At 70.4% G+C, this 16,794-nt stretch carries 15 protein-coding genes and 1 pseudogene; 12 read left to right on the forward strand and 4 right to left on the reverse strand.

Annotation, left to right across the window (positions count from 1 at the left end):
• The first annotated feature begins 51 nt into the window (after nucleotides 1-51).
• The 5 genes and pseudogenes from AB0M70_RS12275 (at nucleotide 52) to AB0M70_RS12295 (ending at nucleotide 4,252) form a co-directional block, all read left to right on the forward strand.
• Nucleotides 52-1,053, forward strand: coding sequence for an AraC family transcriptional regulator (locus AB0M70_RS12275; RefSeq protein ID WP_365819197.1), 1,002 nt, complete (start codon nucleotides 52-54; stop codon nucleotides 1,051-1,053).
• Between the two features lie 46 nt (nucleotides 1,054-1,099).
• A complete protein-coding gene (locus AB0M70_RS12280; protein WP_365819199.1) occupies nucleotides 1,100-1,606 on the forward strand; it encodes a hypothetical protein in 507 nt (168 codons plus the stop codon).
• Between the two features lie 131 nt (nucleotides 1,607-1,737).
• Nucleotides 1,738-2,061: pseudogene (locus AB0M70_RS12285) on the forward strand (serine protease); the annotation flags it as partial.
• Nucleotides 2,062-2,088: 27 nt separating this feature from the next.
• Nucleotides 2,089-2,508 (forward strand): hypothetical protein, encoded by a 420-nt coding sequence (locus tag AB0M70_RS12290; protein ID WP_365819835.1) that lies wholly within the window; start codon nucleotides 2,089-2,091, stop codon nucleotides 2,506-2,508.
• Between the two features lie 43 nt (nucleotides 2,509-2,551).
• Entirely contained in the window at nucleotides 2,552-4,252 is a 1,701-nt protein-coding gene (locus tag AB0M70_RS12295; RefSeq protein WP_365819201.1) for a hypothetical protein, read from the forward strand.
• Here AB0M70_RS12295 and AB0M70_RS12300 read toward each other — a convergent pair.
• Nucleotides 4,224-4,634, reverse strand: coding sequence for an NUDIX domain-containing protein (locus AB0M70_RS12300; RefSeq protein ID WP_365819203.1), 411 nt, complete (start codon nucleotides 4,632-4,634; stop codon nucleotides 4,224-4,226). The two genes, AB0M70_RS12295 and AB0M70_RS12300, sit on opposite strands and share 29 nt — an antisense overlap.
• Before the next feature lie 10 nt (nucleotides 4,635-4,644).
• A complete protein-coding gene (locus tag AB0M70_RS12305; RefSeq protein ID WP_365819205.1) occupies nucleotides 4,645-5,511 on the reverse strand; it encodes a radical SAM protein in 867 nt (288 codons plus the stop codon).
• 233 nt (nucleotides 5,512-5,744) lie between these two features.
• On the opposite strand from AB0M70_RS12305, the gene AB0M70_RS12310 reads away from it, so the two are divergent.
• Together AB0M70_RS12310 and AB0M70_RS12315 are read left to right on the forward strand one after the other, a co-directional pair.
• Nucleotides 5,745-6,947 carry a cytochrome P450 gene (locus AB0M70_RS12310; RefSeq protein ID WP_365819207.1) on the forward strand — a complete coding sequence of 401 codons (1,203 nt, stop codon included), beginning with the start codon at nucleotides 5,745-5,747 and terminating at the stop codon, nucleotides 6,945-6,947.
• Nucleotides 6,948-6,961: 14 nt separating this feature from the next.
• The gene (locus AB0M70_RS12315) at nucleotides 6,962-7,153 is read left to right on the forward strand and encodes a ferredoxin (RefSeq protein WP_365819811.1); all 192 of its coding nucleotides are present in this window, start codon (nucleotides 6,962-6,964) and stop codon (nucleotides 7,151-7,153) included.
• A gap of 32 nt (nucleotides 7,154-7,185) precedes the next feature.
• On the opposite strand, the gene AB0M70_RS12320 is transcribed toward AB0M70_RS12315, so the two are convergent.
• Nucleotides 7,186-9,753, reverse strand: coding sequence for a polysaccharide lyase family 8 super-sandwich domain-containing protein (locus AB0M70_RS12320; RefSeq protein ID WP_365819209.1), 2,568 nt, complete (start codon nucleotides 9,751-9,753; stop codon nucleotides 7,186-7,188).
• A 143-nt stretch (nucleotides 9,754-9,896) separates the two neighbouring features.
• Here AB0M70_RS12320 and AB0M70_RS12325 point away from each other — a divergent pair, with 143 nt between their 5' ends.
• From AB0M70_RS12325 to AB0M70_RS12345, 5 genes are all read left to right on the forward strand, one after another.
• Nucleotides 9,897-10,496, forward strand: coding sequence for a chemotaxis protein CheB (locus AB0M70_RS12325; RefSeq protein WP_365819211.1), 600 nt, complete (start codon nucleotides 9,897-9,899; stop codon nucleotides 10,494-10,496).
• Complete coding sequence (locus tag AB0M70_RS12330) at nucleotides 10,496-12,466, forward strand: CheR family methyltransferase (protein WP_365819213.1); 1,971 nt, start codon at nucleotides 10,496-10,498, stop codon at nucleotides 12,464-12,466. Before AB0M70_RS12325 ends, AB0M70_RS12330 begins: the two co-directional genes overlap by 1 nt.
• Before the next feature lie 25 nt (nucleotides 12,467-12,491).
• The gene (locus tag AB0M70_RS12335) at nucleotides 12,492-13,376 is read left to right on the forward strand and encodes a GAF domain-containing protein (RefSeq protein WP_365819215.1); all 885 of its coding nucleotides are present in this window, start codon (nucleotides 12,492-12,494) and stop codon (nucleotides 13,374-13,376) included.
• Nucleotides 13,377-13,468: 92 nt separating this feature from the next.
• Nucleotides 13,469-14,701 carry a hypothetical protein gene (locus AB0M70_RS12340; protein ID WP_365819217.1) on the forward strand — a complete coding sequence of 411 codons (1,233 nt, stop codon included), beginning with the start codon at nucleotides 13,469-13,471 and terminating at the stop codon, nucleotides 14,699-14,701.
• A complete protein-coding gene (locus AB0M70_RS12345; RefSeq protein WP_365819219.1) occupies nucleotides 14,689-16,032 on the forward strand; it encodes a hypothetical protein in 1,344 nt (447 codons plus the stop codon). Before AB0M70_RS12340 ends, AB0M70_RS12345 begins: the two co-directional genes overlap by 13 nt.
• A 22-nt stretch (nucleotides 16,033-16,054) precedes the next feature.
• On the opposite strand, the gene AB0M70_RS12350 is transcribed toward AB0M70_RS12345, so the two are convergent.
• Complete coding sequence (locus AB0M70_RS12350; RefSeq protein ID WP_365819221.1) at nucleotides 16,055-16,717, reverse strand: pyridoxamine 5'-phosphate oxidase family protein; 663 nt, start codon at nucleotides 16,715-16,717, stop codon at nucleotides 16,055-16,057.
• Between the last annotated feature and the right edge of the window lie 77 nt (nucleotides 16,718-16,794).

The following is a 16,794-nucleotide window of genomic DNA, read 5'->3' on the forward strand; positions in this document are numbered from 1 at the left end:
CACACCCGGCAGGAATTGACCCGGGACGACAGATCTTTGACCCTGGACGACATGTCCGTGATCAGATCGGCGGGGCTCCGGGGTTTCCGCGCCACGGTGGCGGAGCTCGGGGGCGACGCCGAGGCGTACGCCCGGCAGGCCGGCTGTCCCCCGGCGGCGCTGGACGCGGACGACGTCCTGGTGCCCGAGGAGGCGATGGCCACCGTACTCGAGCTGGCGGCGGAGGATCTCGGCTGTCCTGATCTGGGTCTGCGGATCGCGGCCCGGCAGGATCTGGGCATGCTCGGCGCTCTGGCCCTCGCCATTCAGAACTCGGCGACCCTCGGGGACGCGCTGGAGTGCACCACGCGCTATCTGTTCGTGCACGCGCGCTCGCTGAGCCTGAGTCTGGAGCCCGATCCGTACGGAACTCCGGGGGTGGCCGCCCTGCGGTACGGGGTGCGCGAGGGGTTCGAGGCGCCGCCGCAGGGCATCGATCTCTCCCTGGGCTTCATGCACCGGGCGATCGTCTACTTGGTCGGGCCGTACGGCCTCGGCTCGGTCGAACTCCCCCACCCCCTGCTCGCACCGCTCCCGGTGTACGAGGACTTCTTCGGCGTACCGGTGAAGGCGGACCGCCCCGCGGCGCTGCTGCGGGTCCCCCTGAGCCTGGCGGACCGGCCGCTCGGCGGCGGCAACGCGCACTTGCGGCGTCTCGCGCTCGCGTACCTGGACGAGCAACTCCTGAAGGAGGGGGCGGACGTCGTCGGCAGTGTCCGTGCGGTCGTGGCCAGGTCGCTCGGCACCACGCCGCCCGAGATCGGCACGGTGGCCCGCCTGCTCAATGTCCACCCCCGCACACTCCAGCGAAGGCTGCGGGACGAGAACACGACGTTCGCCCGGATCGTCGACGAGGAACGCCGCGGGGCGGCCCACCGCTACCTCACCACCACCGAACTCCCGCTGGGCCAAGTGGCGTTGCTCCTGGGCCTCTCAGAACAGTCGGCCCTGAACCGCTGCTGCAGGCGGTGGTGGGGGGTGACTCCGCGGGAGGTGCGGGAGCACCTCTGGTGAAGCAGACGCATAGGCGCGGCCGTTGCCGACCCCTCATGCTGGCGGGGTGGGACTCAATCCGGCCGAAGCGGCGATCACCGGCATGACCCTGGGCGCCGTGGCGTCCTTCTCCGGCGCCTGGCTCACCCAGCACGCGACGGACAGGCGCGAGCGCGAGAACCGCGTGTGGTCACGGTGCATGGACGTCTACGAAGAGGCCATGATCGCCGTGCACCGGGTCGGCGCCCTGCGCGCGCAGTTGTCAGACACGGGCGAGTGGCCGGACGGCACCGTCGCGGCGGTGAGCGACGTCCATGTCCTCGCGGCCCGCCTGGAGATCTATGCCACGACCCCGGTCCTCGACGCGCACTGGTCCGCCTTCCAGGCGATGCGTGCGTGGATCGGCGCGTGGCACGAGTGGGACAACCAGGAGGGGACCAATCCCCGGGTGAGTCAGACGGACCCGCTGTGGCGCGAATTCACCGCGCGTGTAAAGGAATCAGAGGATTGTGACCATCTGCTCCTGGGCATCCTGCGCGAAGAGGTGCACGGGACGAGGAAACGAAGAGCCTGAGAACGTTTCTTGTGCGGTAACTCCCGGACCGGAACCGTTCGTGGCTACCATTGCATATTCACGGCGCACGAGCAGCACGCCACCGCACAGGGCAGTTGCTCACTCCTGGGATCGGACGGGGGGACGAACCCATGACGCATCACGAGCCACGCCACAAACACTTGATCCAGATATTCCGGAACAACGATCGCATCGGTTCCGGAGTACGCCTCACCAGGCATTTCGCTCTGACGGCCGCGCACTGCCTGGGAGATGACAAAGAAAAGCGCATGCGCCCGGTCCTCCTCCGGCTTCCGGACGGCCGGCGCCTGGACGGCGAGGTCCAGCAATTCGATCTCCTTTCCGACATGGCTCTGGTGAAGATCCTTTTCCAGAAAGGCGAAAAGGTACCGCTCCCCGGAATCCACTTCGATGTCGCGCGCGAAGGAGAAGCGTGGACCGCGGGCCGCAGGCCGTCGAGCAACGGCAGGCTGCGGGGAACCGTGAGCCACGTATCGGTCATCTATCAGAGCACGGGCGAGCAGGCCGTCAACTGCCACCGGCTGCGGCACGACGGCTCCTGTGACGACGTACGGAAGTTCGCCGGCAGCCCCGTCGACCGCGGTACACCCGATCCCGACCGTCCCACGGTCGTCCTCGGGCTGATCGTGGCACGGCCCTCCGCCACGGACGCCGGGGAGGACACGCTGTTCGCCGGCACGATCGACGAGGCGGTGCGCCGGTTCGACACCTTCAAGTTCCGCCCCGAACCACGACAGCCGCTGTCCGACTCCGAGCGCGTCTACGAGGTGCGTCAGGACCACGAGGCGGAAGCACTGGCCCGCAAGGACCGCACGGTGCCGGCCGGACTGGCCGCCGTGACCAGCTATGTGAACCTGCGCTGGCACCGGCCCCGGCCGTGACGAGCATGCCGCACACCAAGGCGGCCCGTCTCCTGGAGGGGACATGACGACGATCGCGAACGTCAGCGAGGCGCTGGCGACTGCGGAGGACGCCCTCGAGGCGCACGGAACGGCCCGGTCCGACCTGAGGGAAGCACTGGCGGGCTACGTGGATCGCCTCACGAACCCAGAAGCGCCCTACGCCCGCCTCCGCCCCCACGCCCGCCAGCACATCAACCTGGCGCAACTGCTCCTCGAACTCGACATGAGGGAACGCTCGCACGCTCTCGCCGCGGTGACCCTGCGCCACATGGAGCTGGCCGAAGCGGACCAGGAGCTGTTCGTGGCGGACACCTGGAACGAACTGGGCGCGCTGCTCGCGGAGCACGACGATCTCGACCGGGCCCGCATGGTCCTGAACTACGCCCTCAACCGCGCCCAGCGCGCCGCCGCCCCCGAACTGGCGCGCATCCTGGCCAATTTGAGCGCGGTGAGCTTACGGGCCGGATATCTGGAGGACGCCAAGGTCTGGGCGCAGAAAGCCGTCACCGTGCTCGGCAGGTACTACGGCGGCGACCCGGAGGCACGGCTGACCGCCGACTGGGTGCGGGTCGAGGTGGCGTCGATCCGGCGGGACACCGCCGAACTCACCCGCGCGCTCGCTGACTTCACCGCATCGGTCGAATGGTTCACGAGTTTCAAGGACGACGACGACCCGAAGGCCGTCGCGGCGTGCTCGGCCCTGGCCCAGGCGAGGTTTCAGGCCGCCAAGGCGGTCCAGGACGAGGCGCGGATCGAGGCGGAGCTCGGCGAGCTGGAGATCGCGCACCTGCGTGCGTCCGCGCTCCTCGGGGCCGATCACCAGGAGACGCTGGTCGCCCAGGCGGCGCTCGCCACCGCGGAGTTCGACGCGGCCGACGGCACGGCGTCCTGTGCGTCGCGCAGGCAGCAGGCCGTGACCCTGCTCGACTCGGCCACCACGAGGGCCGCACGGACCCTGGGCCGCGACCACTCCCAGACGCTCGCCCTGCGCGCGGCGCTCGCGGACATGCGGGGTGCCACGGCGCCGTCGGACGAGCTGGATTATCTCATCGAGCATGTGTACACGCCCCAGGAGAACAACGCGCGCAACAAGGCGAAGGGCGACGCACTGCGCCAGGAGCGCAATGTGATCAGGCTGGTCGCGCACGCGGGGGCGTCGTTCTTCCTGAAGGACCTGAAGCTCTTTCATCCGCAGGTGATCCACGCCCTGAATCAGGGCAGCTACTTCTACGCCATCATCAGCAGCCCGTGGAACAACCTCGCCATCTTCACCAAGCACGACGCGACGGCGGAACGTCCCAACTCCCACAACATCGTCGACATCATCGCCGCCAGCGACTATTACTCCAAGACTTTCCTGCACGTCATAGACGCCTACCGCACGCTGCGCGAGACGTATCACGACCGCATCGAGTTACGGCTCACCCATATCGACATCCCCGGCTCCACCCTGCTCACCACGGACCGCGGCTTCTTCGAGCCCTATATCACCTCCAACCCGGAACGCAGGACCCGCCGCAAACTCAACGTCCTCGAGGTCGAGTTCCACAAGGACAGCAGGTACTACTCCGACAGCCGGGTGGAGTTCGACATCCAGTGGGAACTCGCCAGTACGCTCGACCAGTTCGAGGCGAGCGAGGAACAGCACAAGACGGCGCTACGGGACGCGGTGCGCGCCCAGTCGGACGACCGGTTCAAGGGAGATGGAGAGCCCCGCCCCTGACGCTGCGCAGCACCCCCGCCGATCCCACGAACAGCGCGTCGGGCAGCTCGTCCAGGTGCCAGAACTCCCAGCGCAGGCACCGGTCGGGCTCCAGGACCCGCGGCTCTCCGGCGAAGTCGAGGATCTCCACGCCGACCTGCATGTGGTGATTGGCCGCCGGGTCGGGATCGGTGACGCAGGCGACCCGCGTGCCCATCGCCCGCAGTCCCGTCTCCTCCGCCAGCTCCCGACAGGCGGCGCCGGCCAGGGACTCGCCCACTTCGAGATGCCCGCCGGGCAGGCCCCAGGTGCCGTCGCCGAAGGTGTTGGCCCGCAGCCCGAGCAGCACACGGCCACCCGCGCGGACGATCGCCTGGACCCCTACACGTACCTGTGCCGCCATCGCGGGCTCCTCACGCGTCCGGGTAAGTGCCGGTGAAGTTCTCGATGTTGCGCGTTCCCTCGACCGGCGGGGACAGCTCGCCGTAGCTCTCCGCGAGCCTCTCGAAGAAGTTCCCGATCCTGCGCTCTCCACCCTCGTCGACGACGACGACCTCGCAGTCCGGGTCGATGAAGAAGTAGCTGCCCGTGCGGGTCCGGTTCCGGTAGACCCGTAGCGTGACGTCGCGCTCCTTGGCCGCGATCTCGCAGCGGTGCACGACGTCCTCGAACTCGTCGTCCCCGATGGCGAGCCAATCCCTGTTGTCCGCGCCGTAGTTGGTCTCCGACATCTGGTAGACCTTCCAGACGTCGGGCCTGCAGGCGTCGTCGATGAGGTTCAGCACGTCGGGCGCGCCCCGCACGTTCAGCCGTGTGACGACCGTGCCGAGCTTCACCCGGACGTTCCGGTGGTTCTCCCGCACCTCTTTGAGCAGCGCGAGCATTTTGTCGCGGTGTGGCGCGACGCCGGTGCGCAGTGCCCGGTGCTCGTCCGCGTCGGCGGACTCCAGGGGGAGCGCGATCCAGGAGAGGCTGGGCAGGACGCGTTCCATCGTGCGCATCGGGGCCAGCCCGTTGGTGCTCAGCACGACGCGTGGCGCGCTGCCGTCCTCGCCGGGCTCACGCAAGGCGGCCGCGAGCTCGGGGAGGTAGGAGAGCAAGGTCGGCTCTCCTCCGGAGATGACGACGCCGCGCACGCCCCCGTCCCTCAGCGCTGCCGCGACCTTGAGCGCGACGCCCCGGGACATGGAGGGAACCTCGTGCCTCGGCCCGAAGCAGAAGGGGCAGCTGAGATTGCACCTCCCGATGGGCCGCATGTCGACGAAGGCGGGGATGAGCATGGGGGGACCCTAGCGACAACGGGGGCCCGATCTCGCCGTTTCCCGGGCCGTCGCGCATCGAACTTGTATCGGGACGCTTACGGCCGGGGCACGGCCGGGCGGAGGAGTCGGTTCCGGCCAGATTCGGGCGCCGAACAGGCAGCTATCTGGCTTGTCTTGTCGTGGACCAAATAGATGCCCCAGGCATCCAATGGGAGAGGTAAGAGGAGCCCCTCCGCTTGTGAGGTCAGTCCATGACGGAATCAGTCGCGTCCGAGCCGATCCCCTTCCCCCAGAACCGCACCTGCCCCTACCACCCCCCGGAGTCGTACGCCCCCCTCCGCGACGCCCGGCCGCTCTCCCGTGTCCGCCTCTTCGACGGGCGTTCCGTGTGGGTGGTGACCGGGCAGGCTGCCGCCCGTGACCTGCTCATCGACCCGCGGCTGTCCACCGATCGCGAGAACGAGGCGTTCCCCGCCCCCACCGAGCGCTTCGCGAACGTACGCAACCGCCGTGTCGCCCTGCTCGGCGTCGACGACCCCCTGCACAACACGCAGCGCCGCATGCTCATCCCCAGCTTCTCGGTCAAGCGGATCGCCGCGCTGCGGCCCCGCATCCAGGAGACCGTCGACGGGCTCCTCGACGCCATGGAGGCGCAGGGGTCACCGGCCGAGCTGGTCGGCGCGTTCGCGCTGCCGGTTCCGTCCATGGTGATCTGCGCGCTGCTCGGCGTGCCCTACGCCGACCACGAGTTCTTCGAGGAGCAGTCGCGGCGCCTGCTGCGGGGGCCTCTTGCAGCAGATACCGAGCGTGCTCGGGACGAACTCGACGGCTACTTCTACGCGTTGATCGAACGCAAGCGGCGTGAGCCCGGCGAGGGGCTGCTCGACGAACTCATCCACCGCCAGCTCGCCGAGGGTGCCCTCGACCCCGAGGAGCTCGTCAGCCTGGCGACGATCCTGCTGGTCGCGGGGCACGAGACCACGGCGAACATGATCTCCCTGGGAACCTTCACCCTTCTCCAGCATCCCGAGCAGCTCGCCCAACTGCGCGCCGACGAGGCGCTGATGCCCGCGGCCGTCGAGGAGCTGCTGCGCTTTCTGTCCATCGCGGACGGGCTGCTGCGGGTGGCCAAGGAGGACATTGACGTCGCCGGCGACAGCATCCGCGCGGGCGACGGCGTCATCTTCTCCACCTCTCTCATCAACCGCGACGACGCGGTCCACGCGGCCCCGGAGGAACTGGACTTCCACCGCACCGACCGCCACCACCTCGCCTTCGGCTTCGGCATCCACCAGTGCCTGGGCCAGAACCTCGCCCGCGCCGAGATCGACATCGCCCTGCGGACGCTCTTCGCACGGCTGCCGGGGCTTCGCCTCGCGGTGCCCGCGCGGGAGATCCCGTTCAAGCCCGGCGACACCATTCAGGGGATGCTCGAACTCCCCGTCACCTGGTAGGAGTTGAGATGAGCGTGCGTGTGACGGTGGACACCGAGCGGTGCGTGGGCGCGGGGATGTGCGCGCTCACCGCCCCGAGCGTCTTCACCCAGGACGACGACGGCTTCAGCGAGGTGCTCCCCGGCCGCGAGGACGGCGGCGGCGATCCCCTCGTACGTGAGGCCGCGCGGGCCTGCCCGGTGCGGGCCGTCAGCGTCGAGGACTGACCGCCCGGACCAGGTGGGTGGGCGGGCGATCGTCAGCCGCGCAGCGTCACCGTGAAACTCCGGCCGTACGCGTGGTGGGTGTGCACGTCGATCCGGGTGCCGCCATGGGCCCGGCTCACGCGCACCCCCTCGTCGGCCGTCACCTTTCGCAGGGAATTCCCACGGACCAGCACGCTGATCCTGTCGCGGTCCATCGTCGGATCGGACACCGCCACGGTGGTCGTGCCGCGCCGCTCGCGCTTCACGAGCACCGAGGCGGGGCCGTCGATCCGCAGCCCGGCGACCTCGTGGCGCCCCGCGGTGAAACTGTTCGCGGCGGTCAGGCCGAGACCCGCGTGGCTGACGGCCTGCAGCCGCACCGTGTTCGCGAGGACCTTGAGACGCTGCCCCTGCTGCCCCTGCTGCCCCGACCAGTACGCCCTCAGCCCGGCCTCCCCCGCGTTCGGCACCAGCGCGTACGCCAGCGAGGCGGGCCTGGCGCCGGCCGCTCCGTCCACCGTCACGCCGAGGACCCGGCGCGTCACGGCGGTGTCCGGGTTGGCGGTGCGGACGACCCGGCGGCTCCGGGTGACCTCGTCCAGGGTGACGCGCACCTTCGGGGTGTCGAGGAAGACGTAGCCGACGGAGGTGCGGCGCGTGGCGTTGGCGTACCGGAGCCACCGCAGGTCGCCCGTGCCCGCCCCTGCCCACGCGCGGCCGTCACGCGACTGTCCCGTCACGGAGACCTCGTCGCCCGGCATCGCGGTCCTGGCGTCGATCGTGGTCGTCACGGCCCGCCCCGCGCGATCGCCCACCCCGGCCGCCAGCACCACGATCTCCTCGTCGAGCAGGAACCACGACTTCGTCGCCGTGGCGTTGCGGTACACGACGAAGTCGTCGGGCAGCAACTCCCGGTCCTGGAAAGGGACATCGCTCGACTGGACCGCTCCCGCCACGCCGTACGCCCCGAGGACGGCGCCCCCGGAATACTGGTTGGTGCCGCGCGGGAAGTACACGTACTTGTTCTGCGACTCGGAGGAGGAGGTGAAGTTCAGGGGGTGGCCCGGGTTGTCGTAGTACGGCTTCCCGTAGAGGTCGGGGACGGTGCGCCGCTGCTCGACGGGTGCGGTGACCCCCGCGAGGCCGTACGGGGAGACCGTGGTGAAGTAGTCGACCCCGTACGCCTGCGTCTGGTCCTGCCCGGAGAGGTAGAGGTAGTACGCGCCGTCGCCCTGGAACCACGGCATGAGGTTCTCGCCGCTCATGTACTCGTACTTGCTGATCCGGTCCGAGCTGCGGGCGAGGGCGAAGGCGTAACCCGGCCTGCGGTGGACGTTCTTGTCCATGGCGTTGAAGGCGACGCTGCGGGAGGCGGGGTTGAGGTCCGCGGCGGGCAGCGAGGTGTCGCCGATGATGTCGGTGTAGCGCACGATGCTGACGGGCGAGACGAATCCCGCCGGGTTGAGCGCGGCGCGCGAGGTGGCCCGGATGTGCTTCACATAGCTCTTCAGGGCGGTGGCGTCGGCGTCCGTGGAGAGGGAGGAGAGGTCGACGACGGCCTCCACGACCACCGCGACGTCGACGTAGCCGCCGTCCGGCCGCGACACCGCGCGGCCCTTCACGATCTCCATCATCCAGCCCTCGAAGATGAGCGGCGCGAAGCCGTCGCGCACCCACTTCCGCACGGTCGGCACCAGTTCCTCGCCGTGCGCGAACCCCGTGCCGTCGAGGATCTTGAGGGTCTGCACGACCCGCGTGAGCAGGGCTTTCCCGTACGAGCCCGTGTAGGCGACGGAGGCGTGCTGTATGAACGAACCGTCGGCGTAGTGGCCGTCCGTCACCCCGTGGACGAGGTGGTAGGGGTCGACGGTGACGAAGACCGTCAGCTGGTCGACGAGGGCCTTGCGGATGCGGGCCTCACCGCTCGCGCCCAGGAGCGCGCCCTGCAGGATGCGGTTGGTGGTGATGTCGGCGAGATTGGCACCGGTGTGGAAGCGCGAGTCGAGGTTCACGTCACCGTCGGTGCCGTTGCGCAGGTAGGCGTCCATCGAGGCGACGTAGGTGCCGATGAGCTCGGGCCGGTAGGTCCGCACCTCGTCGACGAGGAGTACGAGGGTTTTGCTGACGTGCTGGGAGATGCCGATCTCCCAGTTGAACCAGTTGCCGTAGTAACCCTTGCTCTGGTCCCCGTAGTGGCGCTCGTGCAGCCACACGAGGCCGTCGATGACGCGGCGCTGCACGGCGGTGCTGCCGTAGAGGTCCGAGGGGGCCGTGGGGTTCGGCGCGCGGGTGGCGAGGGCGATCTCGTACAGACGCCTGTAGGCCGTGTTGAGGTTGGCGTCGTCGGTGCCGAGCGCCAGACCGGCGAAGAGCTCGCCCTCGCCCGCGTCGTCCATCGACTTCAGGTTCGTCCGCGCGGTCCTGTCGATCGCGGCGAGCTTGGCGGCGGTCTCGGGGCGCGCGTTGGATGCGGCGGTCCCCGCGAAGACGTCCACGGTGTTGGCCAGCAGGCGGGCGCTGTCCGCCGCCGCCTCGGCGGCGCTCGCCGGAAGCATGGGGATCACCGCCAGGAGACCGGCGGCCGAGAGGGCGGACAGCAGGCGTCTGCGGGTGATCTCCATGGCGTCCTCCGCCGGTACGTTGGCGTTATGGGGGGATCTGGCGTGCTGGCGGGCGGAGTCAAGCAGATGACCCGACCGGCGACAAGGGTGTTGCCGCTCCGCGCCGCTACGCCGGGTGACCGCTCACCGGATAGGCTCAGTACATGCCGTCCGAGCAGCACGCCCCAGAGGATTTCGCCGTCGTCGCCATCGCGTCGTCGGCCGGTGGCGTCCAGGCTCTGATCAGCCTTCTCGCGGAGTTGGACGCCGGACTGCCGGTGCCGCTGCTCGTCGTCCAGCACCTCGACCCCCGGCACCGGACGGTCCTGCCGGAGGTGCTCGCCCGGCGTACGGAGCTGGCGATCAAGCTGGCCGAGGACAAGGACCGCATCGAGCCCGGGACCGTCTATCTGGCGCCGCCCGGCCGGCACCTGCTGGTGAAGCCCGGCGGCACGATCGCCCTGTCGGACAGCGAGGTCGTGCACTTCGTCCGGCCCTCCGCCGATCTCCTCTTCGAGTCGGTGGCCGAGACCTACGGCCCGCGGGCGATCGCGTGCGTCCTCACCGGCACCGGCGTGGACGGCGCCAGAGGGGTGGCCGCGATCAAGGCCCGCGGCGGCGTCGTGCTGGTCGAGGACCCCAAGACGGCCCAGTTCACGGGCATGCCCACGGCAGCGGTGGAGTCGGGGGCCGCCGACCAGGTACTCCGCCTGGAAGAAATCGCCGCGGTCCTCCGCGGACTCGTCGAGAGCAAGAGGCAGTGATGAACGAGCCGTCCGGTCCCGCAGACGGGACCGAGAAGAGCACCGGGGAAGAGCAGTCGCCGGAGCCCACGACGGAGCAGACGCCCGAGCAGGCACCGGCGAGGAGGACCGGACGCGGGAGCGAGACGGTCGACCAAGGTCTTGAGGAGCTGCTCGGTTTCATCCGCGACGCCCGCGGCTTCGACTTCACCGGCTACAAGCGCTCCACCCTCGGCCGCCGCATCCGCAAGCGCATGAGCGACGTCGGCGCGCAGGGCTACGAGGACTACCGCGATCTCCTGGAGACCGACACCGTCGAGTTCCGCGCCCTGTTCAACACGATCCTGATCAACGTCACCTCGGTGTTCCGCGACCCCGACGCCTGGGACCTCATCCAGCGCGAGGTGCTGCCCCAACTGCTCACGGACGCGGAGCCCGAGAGCGAGATCCGGGTGTGGAGCGCGGGCTGCTCCAGCGGCGAGGAGGCGTACTCGCTGGCGATCATGTTCGCGGAGGCCCTCGGCGTCGACGAGAGCCTGAACCGCGTGAAGATCTACGCGACGGACGTGGACGAGGAGGCGCTGCGCGACGCCCGCGCCGGCCGCTACCCCGCGAAGAACCTCGAGGCGCTCTCCGGTGAGCTGCGCGACAAGTACTTCGAGCGGCACGACACCCACTACGTCTTCCGCCCCGACCTGCGCCGAAGGGTGATCTTCGGGCGGCACGACATCACGCGTGACGCCCCGATCTCCCGTCTCGATCTGCTCGTCTGCCGCAACACGCTGATGTACTTCAACGTCGAGGCGCAGACCCAGATCGTCGACCGCTTCCACTTCGCGCTGCGCGAGGGCGGCTATCTCTTCCTCGGCAAGGCCGAGATGCTCCTGAGCGACAGCGACCGCTTCGAGGCGATCAACATCCGCCAGCGGGTGTTCCGTCGCCAGCCCGGCCACAACATCCCGCCCTACCCCTCCGTCCCCCTGAAGATGAGGCCGAGCGTCGGTGCCGAGGCGCAGGCGCTCACCCGGACACGTCATCTGCGGGACCTGATCCTCGACGCCTCGCAGGGCGCTTCCGTGGCGCTCGACCAGGACGGCCTGGTGGTGATGATCAACAACGAGGCGCGGGCGCAGTTCGGGCTCTCGGTCCACGACGTGGGCCGCCCCTTCCAGGATCTGGAACTCTCCTACCGGCCCACCGAACTGCGCTCACTGATCGACCAGTCCAACTACGAGCGCAGGCCGCTGCGGGTGAACGCCGCCGAGCGGCGCGTGGGCAACGAAGTGCAGTACTTCGACATCGTCGTCCAGCCCATCTCCAGCAGTCACGGCGTGCCGGTCGCCACCAACGTCATGTTCACCGACGTCACGGTGGCCACTCAGCTGAAGGCCGAGGTCAAGCGCGTGCGCGAGGACTTGGAGACGGCCTACGAGGAACTCCAGTCGACGAACGAGGAGTTGGAGACCACCAACGAGGAACTCCAGTCGAGCATCGAGGAGCTGGAGACCACGAACGAAGAGCTCCAGTCCACGAACGAGGAGCTGGAGACCACCAACGAGGAACTCCAGTCGGGCAACGAAGAGCTCGAGACCATGAACGACGAACTGCGGCTGCGTTCCACGGACCTGGACGAGGCCCGTGCCTTCCTCGAAGGCGTGGTGAGCAGTATCGCGGCGGGAGTCGTGGTCCTCTCCGCCGACATGCGCACCCGGAGCTGGAACCGCGGCGCGGTCGAGCTGTGGGGGCTGCGCGCGGACGAGGTGCTCGGCAAGAACTTCTTCTCGCTCGACTTCGGGCTGCCCACCGACAAGCTGCGTGAGCTCATCCCGGAGTGTGTCGCGTCGGGAAAGCGGTCGGGCCCCGTGGTGATTCCCGCCGTGAACCGCATCGGCCGGCACATCGACTGTTCGGTCATCTGCTCACCGTTTGACGCGCACAGCGGAGGCGTCGTCCTTCTGATGGAAGACATCAAGGCGGGACGCGGCAAGTAACCCCTCGAGCCGTATTGTGGTGGACATGAGCGCCATGGAGGGCAGTTCGCGAGAAGCGGGCGACCAGGGCGACATCGCCTGGGGGCGTGCCGTCCGGGCGAGGGAACGCGCGGCCCGGGAATCGGCGAAAGCCGAGCGATACGACCGTCTGTACGCGGAGAACGGCCTCCCGTACAACGCGGAGCTGGCGCAGCGGCACCACGCGGCGGTCGAGAGGCACCTCACCACCGCCCGCCTCCAGGAGAGCTACGCACGCAAGATGTGGGCCTGGGAGGCGAAGCGGCCCTCGCCCCGCCCTCCGCCGCCGGACGAGCACCGCCCCTTGTTCATGGCCGGGGTGGCCGAGGCGTGCGGGACACGCAGTGCGGCGCTCACCCTCGTCGGGGAGGACCTGGGCCAGCTCGCCGTCGCCGCGTCCGACGGTCGCGCGCGCCGTGCCCAGGACCTGGAGTTCGTCCTGAACTCGGGGCCCGGACTCGACGCCGCCGGCAGCCGCCGCACGGTGTTCGCGGCGGGCGATGCCCTTGAGCGGCGCTGGCCGGGGTACGGGTCGGGGCTCGCGGACCTCGGCCTGAGTACGGTCGCCGCACTGCCGCTGAAGGCGTCCGGCAACTGCGTCGGGGCGCTCATCCTCTTCGACCCCGGGTCGTCGCCGGCCCGGTCGGACAGGTTCGACACGGTCGCCCGCGCCCTCCTGAACGGAGTACTGCTCGGCCCCGACGGGGACCTCGACCTGTACGGCGGTGCCGACATCCGGGCGGTGGTCCATCAGGCCGCGGGCGCGCTGGCCGCGCAGGCGGGCAGATCGCTCGGCGATTCCCTCGCGCTCATCAAGGCCCGCGCGTTCGCGTACGGCGAGCCCCCCGAAGCGATCGCCCGGCGATTCCTGTCCGGGACGATGGAGCTCTAGCGGCCCACGGCACCATCCGTGGTCCGGCGGCCGGAGTCCGGAGTCCACAGTCCGGTTGATAGCGTCTCCTCTCCGATCTTGGAAGGGGGGCCATGCCGGGGATGCGTGACGTCCGCAGGCGTACGTGGCTTGTGGTCACCGGGGTGGCCGTCCTGGCTCTGGTCGCGGCAGGCACCGGGATCGCCGTGGCGCGGTCCCAGGAACGCGAAGAGCGTCTGGCGGCCAACCAGGACCAGTTGACCCACGCCTGCGCGGGCCTGCTCCCCGGGGAGCTGCGTTCCTTCGTGCCGGACGACTCGGCGGGCGTACTGGAGGAGTACGGCACGCTCCTCGCACCGAGGCAGCAGAGCCGGGCGCTGCTCGACTGCACGCTCACGTGGGGCGGCGGCGACGAGCGCTGGGAGCCGGACGCGCAGGTGAGGGTGCGGGCCCAGGCGGTGCTCGGCCGGGCCGACGCACCGGGCGGCGGCTTCGAACTGCCGCTGCCCAGCAGTGCGTTGGGCGGGGTGTCGACCGATGACCGGCTGCACGGCAGCCAGGTGTCGGCCACGCTGCTCACGGAGTGTCCCCGAGGGCTGAGCGGCCGGGTCAGGCCGTCGAAGGATCTGCTCGTCGCCGTGGATCTGCCTTCACGCGCCGACGACGAGTACGACGTTCCGGAGGCCGACCGCCTTCTGGCGTCCCGCACGGCGGTCCGGGTCGCGGACTGGGTGAGCCGGGAACAGGGCTGCGGCGGGCGGCCGTTGGCCGAGGCGGAAAAGCCGGAGCGGACCGACTCGCTCTGCGCGTGGCTTTCCCCCGAGGCGCTGGGGTTCGCGGCCGGGCGCTGGACGTTCGACGCGCACGACACCCCGTACAACAAGCGCGCCGGGGCCTGCGGCGGGCGGTGGGACGACACCGCGGGGCAGGCGTCCGAGGCGAGGACCAAGGCCGCGAGCGCGGAGAGCTGGTCCGGCGTCCTCGCGCCCGGCGCGTACGAGAGGTTCGGCGGCAGCGGTCATGTCCCCGGGAGCGCGCAGAGCCGCCACAAGCGGGGCCCCGAGGGGCAGTTGACCTTCGAGCCGTCGGGCGACGATCCGCTGCTCGCGCTCTGGGCGCGGTCGGTGTGCGACGGCGGGCCGACGTTCCACCGCGTCACGGTGACACCCGCGCTCGACTTCCGGCACCAGGACGAGGTCGTCCTGGGCAAGAAGGAGTGGCGGCGGGTCTCGGCGGACGCGCGGGCCGTGCTCGACCGGTATCTGACGGCGGACGACGGCTGGCCGCGACGCGCGCACTGCCGGGACACCGAGATCATGGGAGAGGTGGAGGAGTGGCAGGGCTGACCTGGCGTTCCGGCGTGGGCCGATGGCTCGCCACGGCTGCCGGGGCGGTGCTCGCCCTCGCGCTGGTGGCGGGCGGGTACTTCTGGTTCGGCGGGGGCTATGACCGGTGGGTGGCGCAGCGCCTGGTGGGCGGGGCGTGCGACGGGGTGCTCCCGGCCGCCGAAGTGCGTGACGTCCTGGGCGACGGGCCCTTCAAGGACGAGACGCGCGACCGGGTGGACGGCGGACTCGGTGACGCCTCCTTGCGCGTGGACTGCACGATCGCCCGCGACCCCGAGGGCAGGTCGGCACGCGACGGCTCGGTGACGGTGAACGTGCGGGCGGTGCCGGAGCGGCCCGCCAAGGACGGCCAGGGCCCGGAGGACCGGGGGTGGCGGCGGGACGCCTTCAGCGGTGAGTACGACGGGGCATACCCGGACGTGCGCTTCGAACTGCCGCCGGTGGCGGTCGGGTCCGGCTGGAACGGCGTCTTCACGGCGAGCGGATCGAGCGGATCGAGCGGGTCGAGCGGGTCGAGCGGCGGGGACGTGTCGGCCTCCACCGCGGTCCTCCTCGAATGTGCGCGCGGCCGTGGCGGGCTCCTGGTCACCGTCGACACCGAGGGCGAGGGCGCGACCGTGGACGACCCCGGGCAGCGCACCGCGTACGCCCGGATCGCCACCGCCACGGCGGCGAACGCCTCCGCCCACTGGAACTGTGACGCCGACCTGGGGAAGCCGCCGCGCACGGTGCCGCTGCCGGTGGACACGGACGAGGCCGTGCCGCTCGCCGACGCCGCCGCGTCCTGCCGGGGCGTGCCCGGACGTGGCTCCGAGGTCGCCCGCGCGTGGGAGGGCGGGCGGCGCGGGACGCCGGTCGAGGTGTGCGTGCTGGGTCCCGGCACCGTGACGCGGGGCGGGCTGCCGGTGGCCGCGTCGTCCGAGGACGTGGGCGGGCGCTACCGGCTGACCGCGTTCTACGGCCCGTACGCGCAGGACGAGCGTCACCGCTACCAGGACCACTACGACTACCTGGGCCGGAGCCGCCTGCCCGGCGTGACTCCGGCGGGCCGGCTCCCGGACGGTGGCTACTGGGTGAGCGCGGCATGCGAGAAGGGCGGCGAGCGCGCCCTGTTCACCGTCGAGCCACCCGGGCCCGGCGACTCCTCGTACGAACAGGACGAGACGGGCGGGACTGACGAGACCGGCGGGACGGACGAGAAGGGCGAGAGAGGCGAGAAGGGCGGGCCCGCGCCTGCCGATCGCGCCTACCAGCGCGCCGCGCTCAAGGCGTTCGCGCAGGGCTCGGCGAAGGCGCACGGATGCGGAACGCCCTCCGCCGCGAAGCCCTGACCCGCCCTGGCCCCGACCCGCCTCAGCCCTGCCGCGTCCCGCCGCGCGCGGCGATGTGGGGCGGGACCGCTATGCCCGGCGGGAGCAGCGGATCGGCGACCGGAGTGCCCCAACTGGCCGTCAGGGGAAGGTTTCCGGCCCAGATGCCGAGCTCGGCGTCGGGCCCGTCGCCGTCGTCCGGTGGGCCCGAGCTCGTCTTGACCGACGCCTCCTCCAGGGAGAGGGCGAGCAGCTTCGTGGCGGCGAGTTCCTTGCGGCTGGGGCTGCGGGCGTAGTCCCACTGGCCCGGGGCCGCGTGCTCGGTGAGCAGGCGCAGGCCGGTGAGCTTCTCCTGCGGGTCGGTGACCTCGCGCGGGACGCCGTAGATCATCGCGCTGCGGTAGCTGACGCCGTGCTCGAAGACCGAGCGGGCCAGGATCAGGCCGTCCACGTGGGTGACGGTCACGCAGATCTCGGCGGCCGGGTCGGCGGCCAGGCTGCGGCTCGCGACCGAGCCGTGCAGATACAGCCGGGAGTCGTCGCGTCCGTAGACGGTGGGGACCACCATCGGGTGGCCGTCGACCACGACACCCAGATGACAGACGAACCCGGCGTCGAGTATCGCCTCCAGGTCGGCGCGGTCCAGGCTGCCCTGGTCGCGCAGGCGGTTGTGGCGGGTGCGGTCGGTCTCCGGGAGCGTGGTCACACCTCCGTAAGCTACCGATATCGCGACTGGAATGCCATGCCTCAACGAATAGGGCTGCCTGATCGACATCACACGAC

It is taken from the genome of Streptomyces sp. NPDC051214, assembly GCF_040682375.1.
Lineage (GTDB): Bacteria > Actinomycetota > Actinomycetes > Streptomycetales > Streptomycetaceae > Streptomyces.

Coding starts and splice junctions, on each gene's coding strand:
- AB0M70_RS12335 (WP_365819215.1), top strand. CDS start 12,492: ATGAGCGCCATGGAGGGCAGTTCGCGAGAAGCGGGCGACCAGGGCGAC.
- AB0M70_RS12300 (WP_365819203.1), bottom strand. CDS start 4,634: ATGGCGGCACAGGTACGTGTAGGGGTCCAGGCGATCGTCCGCGCGGGT.
- AB0M70_RS12320 (WP_365819209.1), bottom strand. CDS start 9,753: ATGGAGATCACCCGCAGACGCCTGCTGTCCGCCCTCTCGGCCGCCGGT.
- AB0M70_RS12295 (WP_365819201.1), top strand. CDS start 2,552: ATGACGACGATCGCGAACGTCAGCGAGGCGCTGGCGACTGCGGAGGAC.
- AB0M70_RS12305 (WP_365819205.1), bottom strand. CDS start 5,511: ATGCTCATCCCCGCCTTCGTCGACATGCGGCCCATCGGGAGGTGCAAT.
- AB0M70_RS12340 (WP_365819217.1), top strand. CDS start 13,469: ATGCCGGGGATGCGTGACGTCCGCAGGCGTACGTGGCTTGTGGTCACC.
- AB0M70_RS12310 (WP_365819207.1), top strand. CDS start 5,745: ATGACGGAATCAGTCGCGTCCGAGCCGATCCCCTTCCCCCAGAACCGC.
- AB0M70_RS12275 (WP_365819197.1), top strand. CDS start 52: ATGTCCGTGATCAGATCGGCGGGGCTCCGGGGTTTCCGCGCCACGGTG.
- AB0M70_RS12330 (WP_365819213.1), top strand. CDS start 10,496: ATGAACGAGCCGTCCGGTCCCGCAGACGGGACCGAGAAGAGCACCGGG.
- AB0M70_RS12325 (WP_365819211.1), top strand. CDS start 9,897: ATGCCGTCCGAGCAGCACGCCCCAGAGGATTTCGCCGTCGTCGCCATC.